This is a genomic window from Nonomuraea sp. NPDC050202, assembly GCF_040656115.1.
Taxonomy (GTDB): domain Bacteria; phylum Actinomycetota; class Actinomycetes; order Streptosporangiales; family Streptosporangiaceae; genus Nonomuraea.
The window spans coordinates 754,341-769,479 of the sequence record NZ_JBFALF010000002.1; the positions used below are offsets into that span (position 1 = coordinate 754,341).

At 71.1% G+C, this 15,139-nt stretch carries 14 protein-coding genes; 9 read left to right on the top strand and 5 right to left on the bottom strand.

Going from position 1 to position 15,139, the window contains the following annotated elements:
- The first annotated feature begins 1 nt into the window (after position 1).
- The 7 genes from AB0I79_RS08800 to AB0I79_RS08830 all read left to right on the top strand — a co-directional run bounded on the left by AB0I79_RS08800 (position 2) and on the right by AB0I79_RS08830 (position 7,550).
- Entirely contained in the window at positions 2-1,849 is a 1,848-nt protein-coding gene (locus AB0I79_RS08800; RefSeq protein WP_357868963.1) for an AMP-binding protein, read from the top strand.
- Complete coding sequence (locus AB0I79_RS08805) at positions 1,846-2,733, top strand: branched-chain amino acid ABC transporter permease (RefSeq protein ID WP_357868966.1); 888 nt, start codon at positions 1,846-1,848, stop codon at positions 2,731-2,733. The genes AB0I79_RS08800 and AB0I79_RS08805 overlap by 4 nt, the downstream gene beginning before the upstream one ends.
- Positions 2,730-3,893, top strand: coding sequence for a branched-chain amino acid ABC transporter permease (locus AB0I79_RS08810; RefSeq protein ID WP_357868969.1), 1,164 nt, complete (start codon positions 2,730-2,732; stop codon positions 3,891-3,893). The genes AB0I79_RS08805 and AB0I79_RS08810 overlap by 4 nt, the downstream gene beginning before the upstream one ends.
- Positions 3,894-3,914: 21 nt before the next feature.
- Positions 3,915-5,204: an ABC transporter substrate-binding protein gene (locus tag AB0I79_RS08815; RefSeq protein ID WP_357868972.1), complete on the top strand. Its 1,290-nt coding sequence runs from the start codon at positions 3,915-3,917 to the stop codon at positions 5,202-5,204.
- A 229-nt stretch (positions 5,205-5,433) separates the two neighbouring features.
- Positions 5,434-6,234 carry a class I SAM-dependent methyltransferase gene (locus AB0I79_RS08820; RefSeq protein WP_357868975.1) on the top strand — a complete coding sequence of 267 codons (801 nt, stop codon included), beginning with the start codon at positions 5,434-5,436 and terminating at the stop codon, positions 6,232-6,234.
- A gap of 104 nt (positions 6,235-6,338) precedes the next feature.
- Positions 6,339-6,968: a UTRA domain-containing protein gene (locus AB0I79_RS08825; RefSeq protein WP_357868977.1), complete on the top strand. Its 630-nt coding sequence runs from the start codon at positions 6,339-6,341 to the stop codon at positions 6,966-6,968.
- A 54-nt stretch (positions 6,969-7,022) separates the two neighbouring features.
- The gene (locus tag AB0I79_RS08830) at positions 7,023-7,550 is read left to right on the top strand and encodes a DinB family protein (RefSeq protein ID WP_357868980.1); all 528 of its coding nucleotides are present in this window, start codon (positions 7,023-7,025) and stop codon (positions 7,548-7,550) included.
- A 1-nt stretch (position 7,551) separates the two neighbouring features.
- On the opposite strand, the gene AB0I79_RS08835 is transcribed toward AB0I79_RS08830, so the two are convergent.
- Positions 7,552-8,364, bottom strand: a complete 813-nt coding sequence (locus AB0I79_RS08835) for an endonuclease/exonuclease/phosphatase family protein (protein WP_357868983.1) — start codon at positions 8,362-8,364, stop codon at positions 7,552-7,554.
- Positions 8,365-8,403: 39 nt separating this feature from the next.
- The gene (locus tag AB0I79_RS08840) at positions 8,404-8,802 is read right to left on the bottom strand and encodes a hypothetical protein (protein ID WP_357868986.1); all 399 of its coding nucleotides are present in this window, start codon (positions 8,800-8,802) and stop codon (positions 8,404-8,406) included.
- Positions 8,803-8,870: 68 nt separating this feature from the next.
- On the opposite strand from AB0I79_RS08840, the gene AB0I79_RS08845 reads away from it, so the two are divergent.
- Together AB0I79_RS08845 and AB0I79_RS08850 are read left to right on the top strand one after the other, a co-directional pair.
- Positions 8,871-9,482 (top strand): hypothetical protein, encoded by a 612-nt coding sequence (locus AB0I79_RS08845; RefSeq protein ID WP_357868991.1) that lies wholly within the window; start codon positions 8,871-8,873, stop codon positions 9,480-9,482.
- A gap of 118 nt (positions 9,483-9,600) precedes the next feature.
- Entirely contained in the window at positions 9,601-10,500 is a 900-nt protein-coding gene (locus AB0I79_RS08850; protein ID WP_357868993.1) for a GNAT family N-acetyltransferase, read from the top strand.
- Between the two features lie 133 nt (positions 10,501-10,633).
- Here the strand turns inward: AB0I79_RS08850 and AB0I79_RS08855 are convergent, their stop codons facing one another.
- The 3 genes from AB0I79_RS08855 to AB0I79_RS08865 all read right to left on the bottom strand — a co-directional run bounded on the left by AB0I79_RS08855 (position 10,634) and on the right by AB0I79_RS08865 (position 15,059).
- Entirely contained in the window at positions 10,634-12,772 is a 2,139-nt protein-coding gene (locus tag AB0I79_RS08855) for a transglycosylase domain-containing protein (protein WP_357868996.1), read from the bottom strand.
- On the bottom strand, positions 12,772-13,716 hold the full coding sequence (bla, locus tag AB0I79_RS08860) for a class A beta-lactamase (protein ID WP_357868997.1): 945 nt from the start codon (positions 13,714-13,716) through the stop codon (positions 12,772-12,774). Before bla ends, AB0I79_RS08855 begins: the two co-directional genes overlap by 1 nt.
- 119 nt (positions 13,717-13,835) lie before the next feature.
- The gene (locus AB0I79_RS08865) at positions 13,836-15,059 is read right to left on the bottom strand and encodes an MFS transporter (RefSeq protein ID WP_357869000.1); all 1,224 of its coding nucleotides are present in this window, start codon (positions 15,057-15,059) and stop codon (positions 13,836-13,838) included.
- Positions 15,060-15,139 lie beyond the last annotated feature (80 nt).

Consider the following 15,139-nt stretch of genomic DNA (forward strand, 5'->3'; position numbering starts at 1 on the left):
CATGAGCACGGGCACCGCCGTGGGGACGGCCACCATCGTCACGAGGGTGCGCGAGCGCGCCAGGAGCGCCCCCGAGGCCGTCGCCATGCGGCACAAGGACTTCGGCATCTGGCAGGAGGTCACCTGGGCCGCGTACTGGACGCAGGTCGAGCTGGTCGCCCACGCCCTGCTCGCGCTCGGCGTCGAGCCGGGCGACCGGGTGGCCGTGCACTCCGAGAACCGCCCGGAGTGGCTCTACACCGATCTCGGCACGGTCGCCGCGCGCGCCATCACGGTCGGCCTGTACCCGACGAACCCGCCCGCCGAGGTCGCCTACCTGCTGGCCGACTCCGGCGCCAAGATCCTCCTCGCCGAGGACCAGGAGCAGGTGGACAAGGCGCTGTCCGTCCTCGACGAGTGCCCCGAGCTGCGGCGCATCGTCTACCTGGAGCCGCGCGGCATCCGCGGCCGCTACGACGACGACGTGCTCATGTCCTGGCCCGAGATGCTCGCACTCGGGGCGGAGCACCGCGCCGCGCACCCCGGCGCCGTGGAGCGCCGCATGGCCGAGGCGGAGCCCTCCGACGTGATGACGCTCATCTACACCTCCGGCACCACAGGCCCGCCCAAGGGCGTGATGCTCACCGTCGCCAACGTCGAGTTCGCCGTGCTCACCCTGGTCGAGGGCGGCGGCTTCACCTCCCCGCCGCCCTCGGAACGCGATCTCGCGCTGTCGTACCTGCCGCTGTGCCACGTGGCCGAGCGGGCGTTCACCGTGTGGTTCAACTCGGCGGCCGGGGTGCAGGTGAACTTCGCCGAGTCCATCGACACCGTCCAGGCCAACCTGCGGGAGGTGCAGCCGACGATCCTGTTCGGGGTGCCGCGCATCTGGGAGAAGGTCCTGGCGCAGGTCAACATCAGGCTGGAGTCGGCCTCACCGGTGAAGCGGGCGTTCACCAGGCTCTGGCTGCGGGTGGCCGACCGGGTCGGCGACTCGCTGGTGCGCACCGGCGGCCGGCACACGCCGGGGACGCGGGCGGCGTACGCGGCGGGCTGGGTGTTCTGCTACCGCTCGCTGCGCGAGCGGCTCGGCATGCGGCGGGTCCGCTACGCCGCCTCCGGCGCCGCGCCGATCGCGCCGGACGTGCTCAAGTTCTACATGGGGATCGGCGTGCCCATGCACGAGGTGTACGGCATGAGCGAGAACACCGCCGTCGCCACCGCCAACCGCCCGGGACGGGTGCGCCTGGGCACGGTCGGCGAGCCGCACCCCGGCATCGAGCTGAAGATCGACGAGGCCACCGGCGAGATCATGACCAGGCATCCGGGCAACTTCGCCGGCTACTGGCGCAACCCGCGCGCCACGGCCGACGTGCTGGACGAGGGCGGCTGGCTGCACACCGGCGACGTGGGCGAGTGGGTGGACGGCACGCACGTGCGGATCACCGACCGCATGAAGGACATCATCATCACGGCCGGCGGCAAGAACATCGCGCCCAGCGAGATCGAGAACGCGCTGAAGGCGTCGCCGTACGTGAAGGAGGCCGTGGTGATCGGGGACCAGCGGCCGTACCTGGTGGCGCTGATCGGGATCGAGCTGGACACCGTGGGGGAGTGGGCGCGGCGGCGCGGCCTGCCGTACACGACCTACCGGGATCTGTCGGGCAAGCCGCAGGTGCGCGAGCTGGTGCAGGGGATCGTGAACGGGGTGAACGAGCGGTTCGCGTACGTGGAGCAGGTCAAGCGGTTCGCGTTCCTGCCCAAGGAGCTCGACCACGAGGACGGCGAGCTGACCGCCACGCAGAAGGTCAAGCGTTCGGCCATCGCCAAGCTCTTCGAGGACCTGGTCGAAGGGATGTACGCCCGGTGAAGGGGTTGCTGGAGTCGGTGATCAGGGGCCTGGGGAACGGGTCGGTGTACGCGCTGCTCGCGCTCGGCTTCGTGATCATCTACAAGGCCACGCGGGTGATCAGCTTCGCCCAGCCCGCCCTCATGCTGGCCGGGGCCGTCGCGGTCAGCTACCTGGCCGGGGTGACCGGCTTCTATGCGGCCGTGCTGCTGGCGGCACTGCTCATCGCGGGCGTGGCGCTCGTCGTCGAGCGGGTGGCGATCAGGCCGATGGTGGGCCGGCCGGTGTTCGTCGTGGCGATCATCACGCTCGGCATCGACGTGGTGCTGCGGGTGGTGGTGAACGCCTTCATCGGCCGGGACGTGCGCCAGGTCGGGGACCCGTGGGGGTTCACGCAGGTCTCGCTCGGGCCGCTGGTCGTGCAGTCGCGCTGGCTGGCCATGATGCTGGTCACCGCCGTGCTGGTGGCGCTGCTGTTCGCGTTCTTCCGCTACACGCGCTACGGGCTGGCGATGCGGGCGGCGGCCTTCGACCAGGAGATCGCGCTGGCCCAGGGGGTTTCGGTGGGGGCGGTGTTCGCGCTGTCGTGGGGGCTGGCCGGGTTCCTGGCGGCGATCGCCGGGATGTTCGTCGGCACCGGGCAGGGGATCGAGCAGATGACCTGGGTGATCGCGCTGAAGGCGCTGCCGGCGATCATCGTGGGCGGGCTCGACTCGCTGGGCGGGGCCGTGGCGGGCGGGCTGGTCGTGGGCGTGGTGGAGTCGCTGTTCCAGTCGTACCAGGGGGAGTTCGCGCCGTGGCTGGGGCAGAACTTCGCGGTCGTGTCGCCGTACGTGGTGATGCTGCTCGTGCTGCTGGTGCGGCCGTACGGGCTGTTCGGGACCCGGGAGGTCGAGCGGGTATGACCGAGACGCGGACCTCCGCGGGGGCACCTCCTGACATACCGACCGGCCGGTCCCGGCGGGTGCGCGGCCGGCCGCTGCTCTACACCTCCTACGCCCAGGACATGGCGCTGCTCGACACGCCCGCCAAGAAGGTGTCGACGGGGCTGCTGGTGCTGGTGGCGTTCGCGCTGGCGGTGCTGCTGCAGGACCGGTCGCTGGAGGTGCTGGCGGGGGCGTACGTGCTGGCCATCGGGGCGATCGGGCTCAACATCGTCACCGGGTACGCCGGGCAGGTCTCGCTCGGGCACGCGTTCTTCGTCGCGATCGGCGCGTACACGGCGGCCGCCCTCTCGGGTCCCCCTGATGGGGAGAACGTGGGGTACGGCGTCGCCGAGCTGTGGATCTGGCTGCCCGCCGCCGGCCTGGTCGCCGCCGCGGCAGGGGTGCTGGTCGCGCCGCTGGCCACCCGGCTGCGCGGCCTCTACCTCGCCGTCGTCACGCTCGGGCTGGTCTTCCTGGGCGAGCACATCTTCAAGGAGTGGCAGGAGCTGACCGGCGGGCCCGGGGTGGGCAGGGAGGCGGCGATCCCGCAGCTCCTCGGCGTACGGCTGGACCAGGACGGGCCCCTCGGCACCAAGGAGCAGCTCCTCTACACGCTCATGCTGACGCTGCTCATCGTCTTCGCCGTGGCCGCCCGCAACCTGGCGCGCTCCCGCATCGGCCGCGCCTTCGCCGCCATCCGCGACCGCGACATCGCCGCCGCCGTCATCGGGGTGCCGCTGACCCGCTACAAGGTGCTCGCCTTCGGCGTCTCGTCGTTCTACGCCGGGTGCGCGGGCGGGCTGCTGTACACGATCTCCGGGTACGTCGAGCCGGGGTCGTTCAACCTGCTGCTGTCGGTGCAGTTCATCGCGATGGTGCTGATCGGCGGGGTGGCGACGGTGTCGGGGGCCATCGCGGGGGCGCTGTTCATCTCGCTGCTGCAGCCGGTGACCAGGTCGCTGCCGGCGCTGGTGCCGTTCATCAGCGGGGACACGACGCAGACGCCGAACGTGTTCCAGGTCGAGACCGTCCTGTACGGGCTGCTGATCGTGCTGTTCCTCATCTTCGAGCCACGGGGCCTGTTCGGCCTGTGGATCCGGGTCCGCAACTACTGGAAGTCCTGGCCTTTCTCGTACTAGCTCGCTCCAGGAGGGTTCTCCATGAAGAGTCGCTATGCAGTCACTGTTGTCGCCATAGCGGCCCTTCTGTCCGCATGCGGCGTCTTCCGGGGGGACGACCAAGGCAGTGGAGGCGGCCCCGCCGCCCAGGCTCCAGGTGTCACCACCGAGCCCTGCCCGTCCGCCGTGGACAGGAACAAGGGCTGCATCTACCTCGGCACCATCTCCGACCTCACCTCCGGTCCCTTCGCCGCGCTCGCCGTCCCCATCACCGACGCCCAGAAGGCCTTCTGGGCGCGCGTCAACAAGGCAGGGGGCATCGGCGGCAAGTACGAGGTGGACGTCACCAGGTACGTCAAGGACAACAAGTACAACCCGGAGGTGCACCGGCAGGTCTACAACGAGATCAAGGACCAGGTGCTCGGCCTCGCCCAGACCCTCGGCTCGCCCACGACCGCCGCCATCATCGGCGACCTCAAGGCCAACAACGTCGTCTCCGCCCCCGCGTCGTGGACCTCGGCCTGGGAGTTCGAGGACGTCATCGTCGAGACCGGGTCGAACTACTGCGTGGAGGCGATGAACTCGGTCGACTACGCGGTGGACACGTACCAGGTGAAGTCCGTCATGGCCGTCCACCTGGCGGGCGACTACGGCGCGGACGCCGCGGCCGGCGCCAAGGCGGCCGCCGAGCGCAGCGGCCTGACCTTCACCCACGTCGAAACCCCGACCGGCGCCACCGAGCAGGGCCGCGCCATCACCGAGATCACCAAGAACAAGCCCGACCTCGTCATCCTGACCACGGGCCCCGCGGACGCCGCCACGATCGTCGGCCAGTCGGCCGCGGCCGGGTACAAGGGGCGCTTCATCGGCACGGGCCCGACGTGGAACCCGGCCCTGCTGCAGTCCCCCGCCGCCCCCGCCCTGAAGGCCCTGTACGAGCAGTCGGCCCCCGGCAAGCCCTGGGACGCCGACACCCCCGGCCACAAGGCGATGCGGGAAGCGCTCCCCGGCGTCACCCCCAACGACGGCTACACCTCGGGATGGGCGTGGGCGTACCCCATGAAGGCGGCCCTGGACGCGATGGTGGCCGGCGGGAACGTGAGCAGGAGCGGCCTGCTGGCGGCGGTGAAGACGCTGAAGACGGTGGACTACGAGGGCATGCTGCCGGCGGAGGCGGGCAACTTCGCGGACCCGTCGGCGGTCTTCAGGCAGACGCTGATCAACAAGGTGGACGACAAGGCGACGACGGGTGTCACCATGGTCAAGGACTTCTTCACGGGGCCGACGGCCCAGGCCTACACCTTCGACGGCCCCTGCTTCTCCAAGCTGTAGGTGGCCCCGGCCCCCCACCCGTTGCCCGATCACCGACCGGGGCCGTTGTGACCCGCCCCGAGTAGGGCTTCGCCAGGGGGCGCTTCGCGCCGCAGGGCTCAGGCGTTTTTGATCTGGGCGCCTGCGGCGCACCCCGTGCCGGCCGGGGCAGCGGGACTCGGAATGTCCTGAAAGATCGCCACGTGTTTCATGGCGCGATCTCGACGTGGCGCCCTGCCAGTATCGGATCATGTCCCATCGCCTTCCGCTACGAGCCACGTTCAACCGCGCGGCCGACACCTACCAGGACGCCCGCCCCGACTACCCGCCCGACCTGTACGCCGACCTCCTCGCGACGACAGCGCTCAAGCCACCCGCGCACCTCCTCGAAGTAGGCTGCGGGCCGGGCAAGGCCACGCTCCCGCTGGCACGGATGGGGTTCCGGATCACCGCGATCGAACTCGGCGAGGCCCTGGCGGCCAAGGCACGCGAACATCTTGCCGACTTCCCCGACGTCTCCGTGATCACCTCATCGTTCGAAGACTGGAAGCCACCGCCGGGCGCCCGCTTCGATCTCCTCTACGCGGCCACGGCGTGGAAGTGGGTGAATCCGGAGGTCAAGTACGCGAAGGCGGCCGGCCTGCTCGCCGAGGGCAGCCATCTGGCCGTCTGGAACGCCGACCACGCGTTCCCGGCGGGCTTCGACCCGTTCTTCACCGAGATCCAGAAGGTCTACGACGAGCTGGGCGAAGGCGACGGCGGCCCGTGGCCGCCGCCACAGCCCGACGAGCAGCCCGACCCCATGGCGGCCGAGATCGAGGCGTCCGGGCGCTTCACGGTGGTGGGGACGGAGCTCTACGTGTGGGCCCTGCGCTACACGGCCGACGAGTACATCGCTCTGCTGGACACGTTCTCGGGCCACATCGTGATGGACCCGGACAAGAAGGAGCACCTCTATCGCGAGATCCGCCGCCGCCTCGCCGCACGTCCGGACGGACGGCTCACGCGCCACTGGTCGGCGGTCCTCACCGTCGCACGATGTGTCGGCTGACCTGGACCCCGGGCCGGGCGACGGCCGAGGGCCCGCGCAGGGGCGTCGCGGCAGGGCACTAGAGTGCCTGCGGCGTGCCGGATTCGACAGGAGGCGAGATTCGCATGGGCGACGAGACGCCGAGGCGGGAAGGCGTCCAGGACAGCGTTCCCGCGGAACGAGGTCCCGGAGGTCAGGCGTCCGGCGTGCCGCGCGTGCTCGTGCGGCGGACGTTGCCGACGGAGCCCGCCGTACGGGGCTCAGCGTCGTTGTTCCTGTCGGAGGCGCAGCGTCAGGGCCTGAAGGCCGGTCGCCGGATGTTGTACGTCGGGCTCGAACCGGCCGGTGACGACGTGGCGGCCTGCCTGCGGGTCGAGCCGGGCACGGACGTCGTGGCGCGGCGCAAGATGATGACCGCGAACGACGTCCCCGTACGCATCGCCACGAGCTACTTCCGCGCCGACCTCTTCGGCGGCACCCGGCTCGCCGAGCCGGACTTCGTGCGGCCGTCGCTGCAGTCCGCGCTCGTCGCCCTCGGTCACACGTTCGGCCGCGCGGAGGAGAGCCTGGTCGCCCGGCCGCCGGTGGCGTTCGAGCGGGAGACGCTGGAGCTCGATCCGGGGGAGTGGATCGTCCAGGTGCTGCGGGCGAGCTACTCCACCGCGGACACCCCCGTCCACGTGCTGGAAACGATCTGCGCCGCGAGCCGGCACGTCTTCTCCATCGCTCAGGTCTCGGGTCACGACGAGTTCTGAGGCCCGCCCATAAACCGTTTTACGGCCGGGGCCGGGGCGTGCGAGCATCGGCCGATGTCCGGATCGCGATGTGAGCTGCTGCGCTGGCAGTTCGAGTTCACCTGGTCACTGTTCGAGTACCACCTGGAACGGCTGCAGCCGGAGGACTTCCTGTGGGAGCCCGCCCGCAACTGCTGGACCGTGCGCCGAGACGCCGCGGGGGTGTGGGAGCCGGACTGGGCGGAGGCCGAGCCCGACCCCGTTCCCGTGCCGACGATCGCCTGGGTGAGCTGGCACATCGGCTGGTGGTGGAGCGTGACCATCGATCACGCGCGGGGGCGGGCGCCGCGCGACAGGTCGGAGGTCAGGTGGCCGGGTGACGGGGAGAGCGCCGTCGCGTGGCTGCGCGGGCTGCGGGAGGAGTGGCTGGCGGTGCTGGGGCGGCTCACCGACGGCGACCTGGAGGCTGCGGCGCCGTTCCCGTGGCCGGAGGAGTCCGGGCACACCGTGGCGCACATGCTCGCCTGGGTGAACGCCGAGCTGATGAAGAACGTCACGGAGATCGGCCAGCTACGGCTGCTGCGCGCCGCCGGCCTTCGCTGAGTCATGGCATCGCCTCGAGATCCGCCATGAGGCCGAAGTGGTCGCTGGCCCAGATGCCGTCCACCGGATGGTCGAAGATCTGCCGGCAGTTCATCAGCCGCAGCGTGGGTCCGTTGCCGTGGCACCGTACGAAGAGGTAGTCGATCCGCCGGCCCGTCTCCAGCGGCCAGTTCCCGCTCCGCACCAGCGGGTTGACCGGCGTGAACGTGTGCCCGGGCGCGTCCGGGTGCGCCCACCGCCACACGTCGCGGTAGGCCACGCTCATCCCCTCCAGGGATTGCAGCCCGGCCCAGAACCGGACGCCGGCGGACTCGGGCGGCGCGTCGAAGTCCCCCGCCACCACCACGTGCACGCGGTCCCGATCCCCGGCGACCTCCTCGACCAGCCTGGCCGCCCGGACGGCCTGCAGCTCGCGCTCGTGCTCGTGGCCGAGCCGGAAGGAGGGCTTGTGGTTGACGAACAGCAGCGGCACCCCCCGCAACTCCGGGACCAGCACCTCGGCCAGCCCGACCCACCTCGCGAACTCCGACGGGTCCACCCGGGAGGTGACGTCCAGACGCATCTGCCGGACCTCGCGCAGGGGCCAGCGGCTGGCGATCGAGGCCCGCGTGCCGTCGGCTTCGCCGCCTTCCTGGTGGACGACGTGGTAGCCGGGGCCCAGCAGGTCGACGACCTGGTCGTAGTCGTCCGTCACGACGGATTCCTGCAGGGCGACGAGGTCCGGGTCCAGGTCGCGCAACCCGTCGATCAGGAGTTGCCTGCGCCTGCTCCAGGAGCCGTGGCGGGCCCAGAGGTTGAGTGTGGCGACGCGCATGCCTCCGGCGCTACCCGGACGAGGAGATCGAGAACGGGATCAGCGGTCGAACCAGCGGCCCGTGGAGGGGACGGCGAGCAGGATGACGGTCGCCGCCGGGACGGCGCTCTGGAAGAGCGTGCTGAACAAACTGATGTCGCTGTCGAACAGGGGCTTGGCGAGGATCAGGGCACAGGTGGCAGCCTGGATGGCGATGGCCGCCCAGCGTACCGGCCTCCTGCGGGACGGCCAGCGGGCCACCACCAGCCACAGGAGCGCCGTGACGGCGGCAGAAGCGAGCAGGAGCAGCAGGAAGGGGGCGGCGAAGCCGGATGAGGTGAAGAGGTAGACGCAGAGGGCGATCCCCGCGAAGCCGGCGCCCATCTGGAGGGCCAGGATGAACCTGGCGATGTGCGCGGTGACCGGCATGGGGTAGACCTGAACGTCCTGTGTCGTCACACAGCCATTCTGTACGGTGGCGGGTGATCAAGGAAGGGACGGCGAACTGGTGATGGAGGGGCGACCGCATGGTTGATGAGGCAGCGCGATCGGAGGTGAGCGGTGTCGCGACGTTACGGCTCGCGGCTCGAACGCTGATCGTGGCCGTCGAAGAGCATCTCGCCGTGGTGACGGAGGGCAAGGACCCTTCCGAGGAGCAGGAAGCCTTGCTGCGGGCGCTCGCGTCTTATGACGATGCCTTCGCCGCCGTCACGGGGAAGAGCCCCATGACGCCGGAGGCCACCGGCGGATCCCCGGAGGAGAGCGCCGATGCCGGGGGTGTGCTCTCCGTCCTGACCCGTACCGATCATTACGTCGAAGACTTCGAGCAGCTCATCGAGGCGGGGCGGTGCGCGTACCGCGGGATCCAGCCTGATGCCCGGGAGGACGAGGTGCGGGCCCAGGTGCCGGACGTGAGCAGCGCCCTGTACGAGATCCTCCATGCCAACGAGGACGAAGTGCCGTTTCCCTTCCCCGCCGCCAGGCCGATCGCCGGGATGGCGTGGTTCCTGAGCCCGCGCGAGGCGATGCCCGTGAGCCTGGATGACCGCCCGGAGGAGCCGTTCGGGGTGGCCGCGGGAGCGGGCGAGAACCTGCTCTACGCGCATCGCCACATCTACGCTCCGCCGGGGGCGGGTTGAGTGCCGTGCGTTGTCGCGGCAGGGGACACGTTCGGGACGGTCCATACGTCCACAGATATCGACCCATCAGCCAGCGCGTGTTGGACGTATCACCCCTGGTCCTTCTAGCGTTCGTCGGGTGACGGAGCGACGCGCGATCCGCAGCGGATCGGCCTTCGAGGAACGGATCGGGCACGCCAGGGCCGCCGTCGGCGGCGACCGCGTGCACGTGCCGGGGGCCACCGGGTCCGACTGCCCGGCCACGACGGCCTCGGTCGTGATCAGGGAACTCCATGCGAACGAGGAGTTCGAGCAGGTCGACGAGTTGTTCGAGCGGATCTGGAGGTTCGAGCCGGACGGCCGCCCGATCAGCGCCGGGCTGATGCGGGCGCTGACCCACGTGGGCAACTACGTCTCCGGCGCCTTCGACGGCGACCGGATGGTCGGGGCCTCGGTGGGCTTCTTCGGGCGGGACTCGACCCTGCACTCGAACACCACGGGCGCGGCGGCGGGACGGGGCATCGGCTTCGAGCTGAAGCTGCACCAGCGGTTGTGGGCGCTGGAGCGCGGGATCTCCCGGATCACCTGGACCTACGACCCGCTGGTCCGCCGCAACGCCCACTTCAACCTGGCCAAGCTGGGCGCGCGCCCGGCGGAGTACCTGCCGAACTTCTACGGCGTGATGGCCGACGCCATCAACCAGGGCGACGAGTCCGACCGGGTCCTGGCCGTGTGGCCGCTGACCGATCCGCGGGTCGAGGCGGCGGTCCGGCGGGTGCCGTACCTGCCGGACGTGCCGGAGGACGCCGTGATCGGGCTGGGCGGCGACGGCGACCGCCCGGTCGGGGGGCGTACCGACGGGCGCGTGGTGCTGGTCGCGGTCCCCGAGGACATCGAACGGCTGCGCGGGGTGGACGCGGGCGCCGCCAAGGCGTGGCGGCATACCGTGCGCGACGTGCTGGGCGGCCTCATGGAGGAGGGCGCCACGGTGACCGGCTTCCATCGCAAGACGTACTACGTCGTGGAGCGGAACGAGTGAGGCGCGCGTCGTTCGGCGGAGCCCTGACAGCAACAGGATCGTGCTTCCGCCAGGGCGGAACGCCTTCGAGGCGGGACGGACGGCCCGCCGCCTCCGCCGGGGAAGGGGAGGGGCGGGCCGCCCGTGATCCGCTTTACTCCAGGACGTCCTCGGGAGCCAGGGTCACCTCCGGGGTGGCCTCGCCGTCCTTCGGGCCCTTGTCGGGGCGGCAGCTCTCCGAGCAGCCCTCGAAGCGGGCCTCGTCGATCGGTGTGAACGGCGTGGCGGGCACGCCGCGCAGCGCCGACAGCATCGTGTCGCGCCAGATGGGGCCGGGGATGCTGGCCCCCTGTACCGCCCCGTAGTACCGGCCGCCGATCGTGACGGCCGTCAGCTTGTGCTGCTGGGAGCCGCGCGGGTCGCCCAGGCTCACCGCGCCCGCCAGGTCGGGGGTGAAGCCGGCGAACCAGGCCGAGGCGTAGTCGTCCGTGGTGCCCGTCTTGCCGGCCGCGTCGCGGTCGAGGCCGCCGACGCCGCTCATCGTGCCCTCGGTGAAGACGCCCGACAGGACTTCGGCTGTCGCGTCCGCGATGCCCGGGTCCAGAGCCTGGCGGCATTTCGGGCGGTAGCGGGTGATCTTGCCGTCGCGGTCGGTGATCTTGGTGATCGCCAGCGGGGCGCAGTACGTGCCGCGGGCGGCGATCGCCGCGTACGCCGTGGCCACCGTGACGGGGTCGGACTCGTTGATGCCGAGCGTGAACGTCTCGTACTCCTGCAGCTTCTTGCCGTCCGCGCGCCGGATGCCGAGCGACTTGGCCGTCGTGACCGTCTCGCAGAGGCCGACCCGCTCCTCCAGCTCCATGAAGAACGTGTTCACCGAGTCCCACGTGCCGGTCCTGAGGGTCTTCCAGCCGGGGGAGCCCTCGTCGTTGGTGACGGTGTGGGTCGGGTCGCCGATGTTCTGGCCCTTGCAGGTCTTGAACGTCGAGTACGCGGGCGCCCGGTAGCCCGCGCCCGCCGCGATGCCGTCGTCCAGCTTCATGCCCTGCTGCAGGGCCGTGATGAGGGTGAACGTCTTGAACGTGGAGCCGGGCTGGAAGCCGATGCCGCCGCCGTGGGCGGTGTTGGCCACGACGTTGTAGGAGATCTCGTTCTTGGCCGCGTTCCGGCCGTAGCGCCGGCTGGCCGCCATGGCCTTGATCGCGCCCGTGCCGGGTTCGACCAGGGCCTGGGCGGCGACGGGGGCGTCCGACGGGTGCACGTACCGCTTGAGCGCCCGGTCGGCCGCCGCCTGCATGGCCGGGTCGAGCGTGGTCGTGATCGTCAGGCCGCCGCGGTTGAGCATCGCGAGCCTGGCCTTGGCGGTGCGGCCGAAGTCCGGGTTGCCGAGGATCTCGTGGCGGACGTAGAGGCAGAAGTACGGGTACTGGCTGCTCTCGCAGCCGCCCGGGATGCTGGTGCCCTTGTAGCCGAGCTTGGCGGCCTTCGCCTTGGCCGCCTCGGCCGCGGTGATCTTGCCCAGCTCGGCCATCCGGTCCAGGACGACGTTGCGCCGCTTGAGCAGGCGCTCGCGCTGCTGCTTGCCCAGGTTCGGGTCCGTGGCGTTCGGATCCTGGACGGCGCCGGCCAGCGTGGCGGCCTGGGGGAGGGTGAGGTCGGCCGCGGAGACGCCGAAGAAGCGCCTGGCCGCCGCCTCCACGCCGTACGCGCTGGCGCCGAAGTACGCGATGTTCAGATATTTGGCGAGAATCTCGTCCTTGGTGTACTTCTTCTCGATGCCCATCGCGTACCGCAGCTCGTTGAGCTTGCGCGCGTAGCTCGCCTCGACGGCCGCGTTCCGCTCCTCCTCGGTGTCGGCCGAGTTGAGCAGCACCTGCTTGACGTACTGCTGGGTGATGCTGGACCCGCCCTGGCTCACCTTGCCGGACTGCAGGTTCGTGGCCAGCGCGCGCAGCGTGCCCTCGATGTCGATGGCCCCGTGCTCGTAGAAGCGGAAGTCCTCGATCGCCACGATCGCCGTCTTCATCGTCCCGGCGATCTCGTCGAACCCGACGACCTCGCGGTACTCCTCGTAGAAGCGGGCGATCTCCCCGCCCTTGGCGTCCCGCACGATCGTGACCTCCGCCGGCGGCGGCTCGGCCAGGTCGAGCGGCTTGAGGTTCACCTCGCCCGCCGCCGTCACGAAGCCGAGCCCGGCGCCCCCGACGGCCGGGACCGCGATCGCGGCCACCACCAGGCCCGCCGCCGCGCCCGCGGCGGCCAGGCGCACGATGTTCGTCCCCCGACGCGACATCAGAGCCTGCCGAGCCCGCGGGCCAGGATCGTGGCGGTCTTCGCGACGGTCGCGTCGTCCGCGGCGGCCACCGTGCGGTGGGTGTAGACGGCCAGGATGATCGGCGCGCTCGACGTGCCGGACGGCCAGACGACGGCGATGTCGTTGGCGCCGCCGATCTCGCCGTTCGTGCCCGTCTTGTCGCCGATCTTCCAGGTCTTGGGCAGGCCGGCGCGGATGCGCGCGTCGCCGGTCTTGTTCGCGATCAGCCAGGCGTTGAGCTGCTCGCGGTCCTTGGCCTGCAGCGCGTTGCCCGCCGTGAGCAGGCGTAGGTCACGGGCGATGGCCGCGGGCGTGGTGGTGTCGCGCTTCTCCTTGGCGGTCCAGTCGTTCAGCTCGGTCTCGTAGCGGTCGAGCCGCGAGATCGGGTCCTTGAGCGAGCGGAAGTACCTCGTCAGCCCCGCGGGCCCGCCGATCTGCTTGAGGATCATGTTGGCCGCGGTGTTGTCGCTCTCGGTGATGGTCGCCTCGCAGAGCTTGGCGACGCTCAGGCCGTCCTCGACGTGCTTCTCGGTGGTGGGGGAGTTGGGCTTGAGGTCGGCGGCCGTCCACGTGACGACCTTCTCCATCAGCCCGGGCTCGGAGGTGCGGGCCTTGTGCAGCGCGGCCGCGCACAGCGGCGCCTTGAACGTGGACAGCAGCGGGAAACGCTCGCCGGAACGGTATCCGACGGTCTTGCCGGTCGCGGTGTCGATGGCGTACGCGCCGATGCGGCCCTTGAAGGACGCCTCCAGCGCGCGCAGCTCCTTCTTGACCCGCGCCTGCGCCGCGTCCGGCGACGCCACCTGCTGGGTGGCGGGGGTGGCCGCCGAGGCCGTGCCCGTGGTGAGAGCGCCGCCCGCCACGAGGGAGACGGTCAGGGCGGCGGCCGCCTGGAGCGCGGCCCGGGTGCGGAGGTGTCGCATGCGTATGTCCTCGCTGTCGTGCGATGGGTCCGGAGGTGAGGAGCAAAGCAGATGCGATCACGTCATGTCTAATAGCGATATCGCGAAACGAGCGATATCCGATGCCTTATGAATGCAGGTCAGCGCCGGACGAGCAGCAACGCCAGGAGGCCGGCGGCGACGAGACCCGCGGCGTGCAGGCACAGGGTCGGCACGATGCCGAACCGGTCGCCGAGCGCGCCCGCGAGCGTCATCCCGAGCAGCCCCGTGGCGGCGCGGGCGCTGACGAGCACGCCGAAGACGGCGCCCGTGCGGTCGGCGGGCGCGCGGGTCTGGGCCAGCGTCATGAGGCCGGCCATCGAGGCGGCGGCGGGCACCCCGGCGACGGCGATCAGTACGAGAGCGGGCCACAGCGCCGGCGGCGCGCCCGGGGAGTACAGCAGCACCGGGTACGTGAACAGCACCGCGTCCGCCAGCCCGAACACGACCGTCCCCCAGCCCAGCAGCGCCCGCGGCGCCACGTTACCCAGCCAGGCCGCCACGGCCAGCCCGCCGGCGATCCCGCCGACCGCCTGCACCGACAGGAACAGCCCGTACGCGTCCCCGCGCCCGCCCAGCACGTCCGCCACGAACGGCGCCGCCAGCGTCGCGAAGACGCCCTCGCCCAGCCCGGTGATCACCATGTAGACCACCAGCGGCCCGATCCCCGGCTCCACCCGCAAGGTCCAGGTCCGGGCGGCGGCGGGGGAGCGGCGGGCGGGCGGCCGTAGACCGGACAGGAGCAGGGCCGACAGGAGGAAGCTGGCCACGTCGATCCACACGACGGCCGCCAGCCCGCCCGCGCCGACCGCCACCCCGCCGGCCATCGCCCCCACGAGCCGGGCCACCTGGCCGCTCTGCCCGTGCAGCGCGTTGGCGCGTACGAGCTGCTCCTCGGGCACGACCTGCGGCAGCAGCGCCTTCTGGGCGGGGAACAGCACGGTGCTGAGCACCCCCGTCCACAGCGCGACCGCGTACACGATCCACACCTGGTCCGGCTCCCGCACGGCCAGCAGCGGCAGCAGTCCGAGCGCCAGCAGCAGGTCCGTGCCGACCAGCAGCTTGCGGCGGTCCCAGCGGTCGGCGAGCATGCCGGCCACGGGCGCGAGCACGACGTCGGGGAGCTGCGAGACGACCAGCATGATCGCGGTGGACAGGGTCGAGCCGGTGAGCGTGTAGACGTGGTAGGCCAGGCCGGTGCTGATCGCCCAGTCGCCGGTCTGGGAGACGAGGCCCGCCGTGAGCAGCCGCCGGAAGTCGCGGTTGCCGCCGAGCAGCGCCCGGATCCCGTCGCGCTGCCGGTGGGGATGATCTTCCGAGGGCATGCATGGAATCTTCGGTCCCGCCGGAGGACTTGTCCAGATCTTGCTGAAACGGCAACAGGATTCGCCTGACGCGCCCGGCG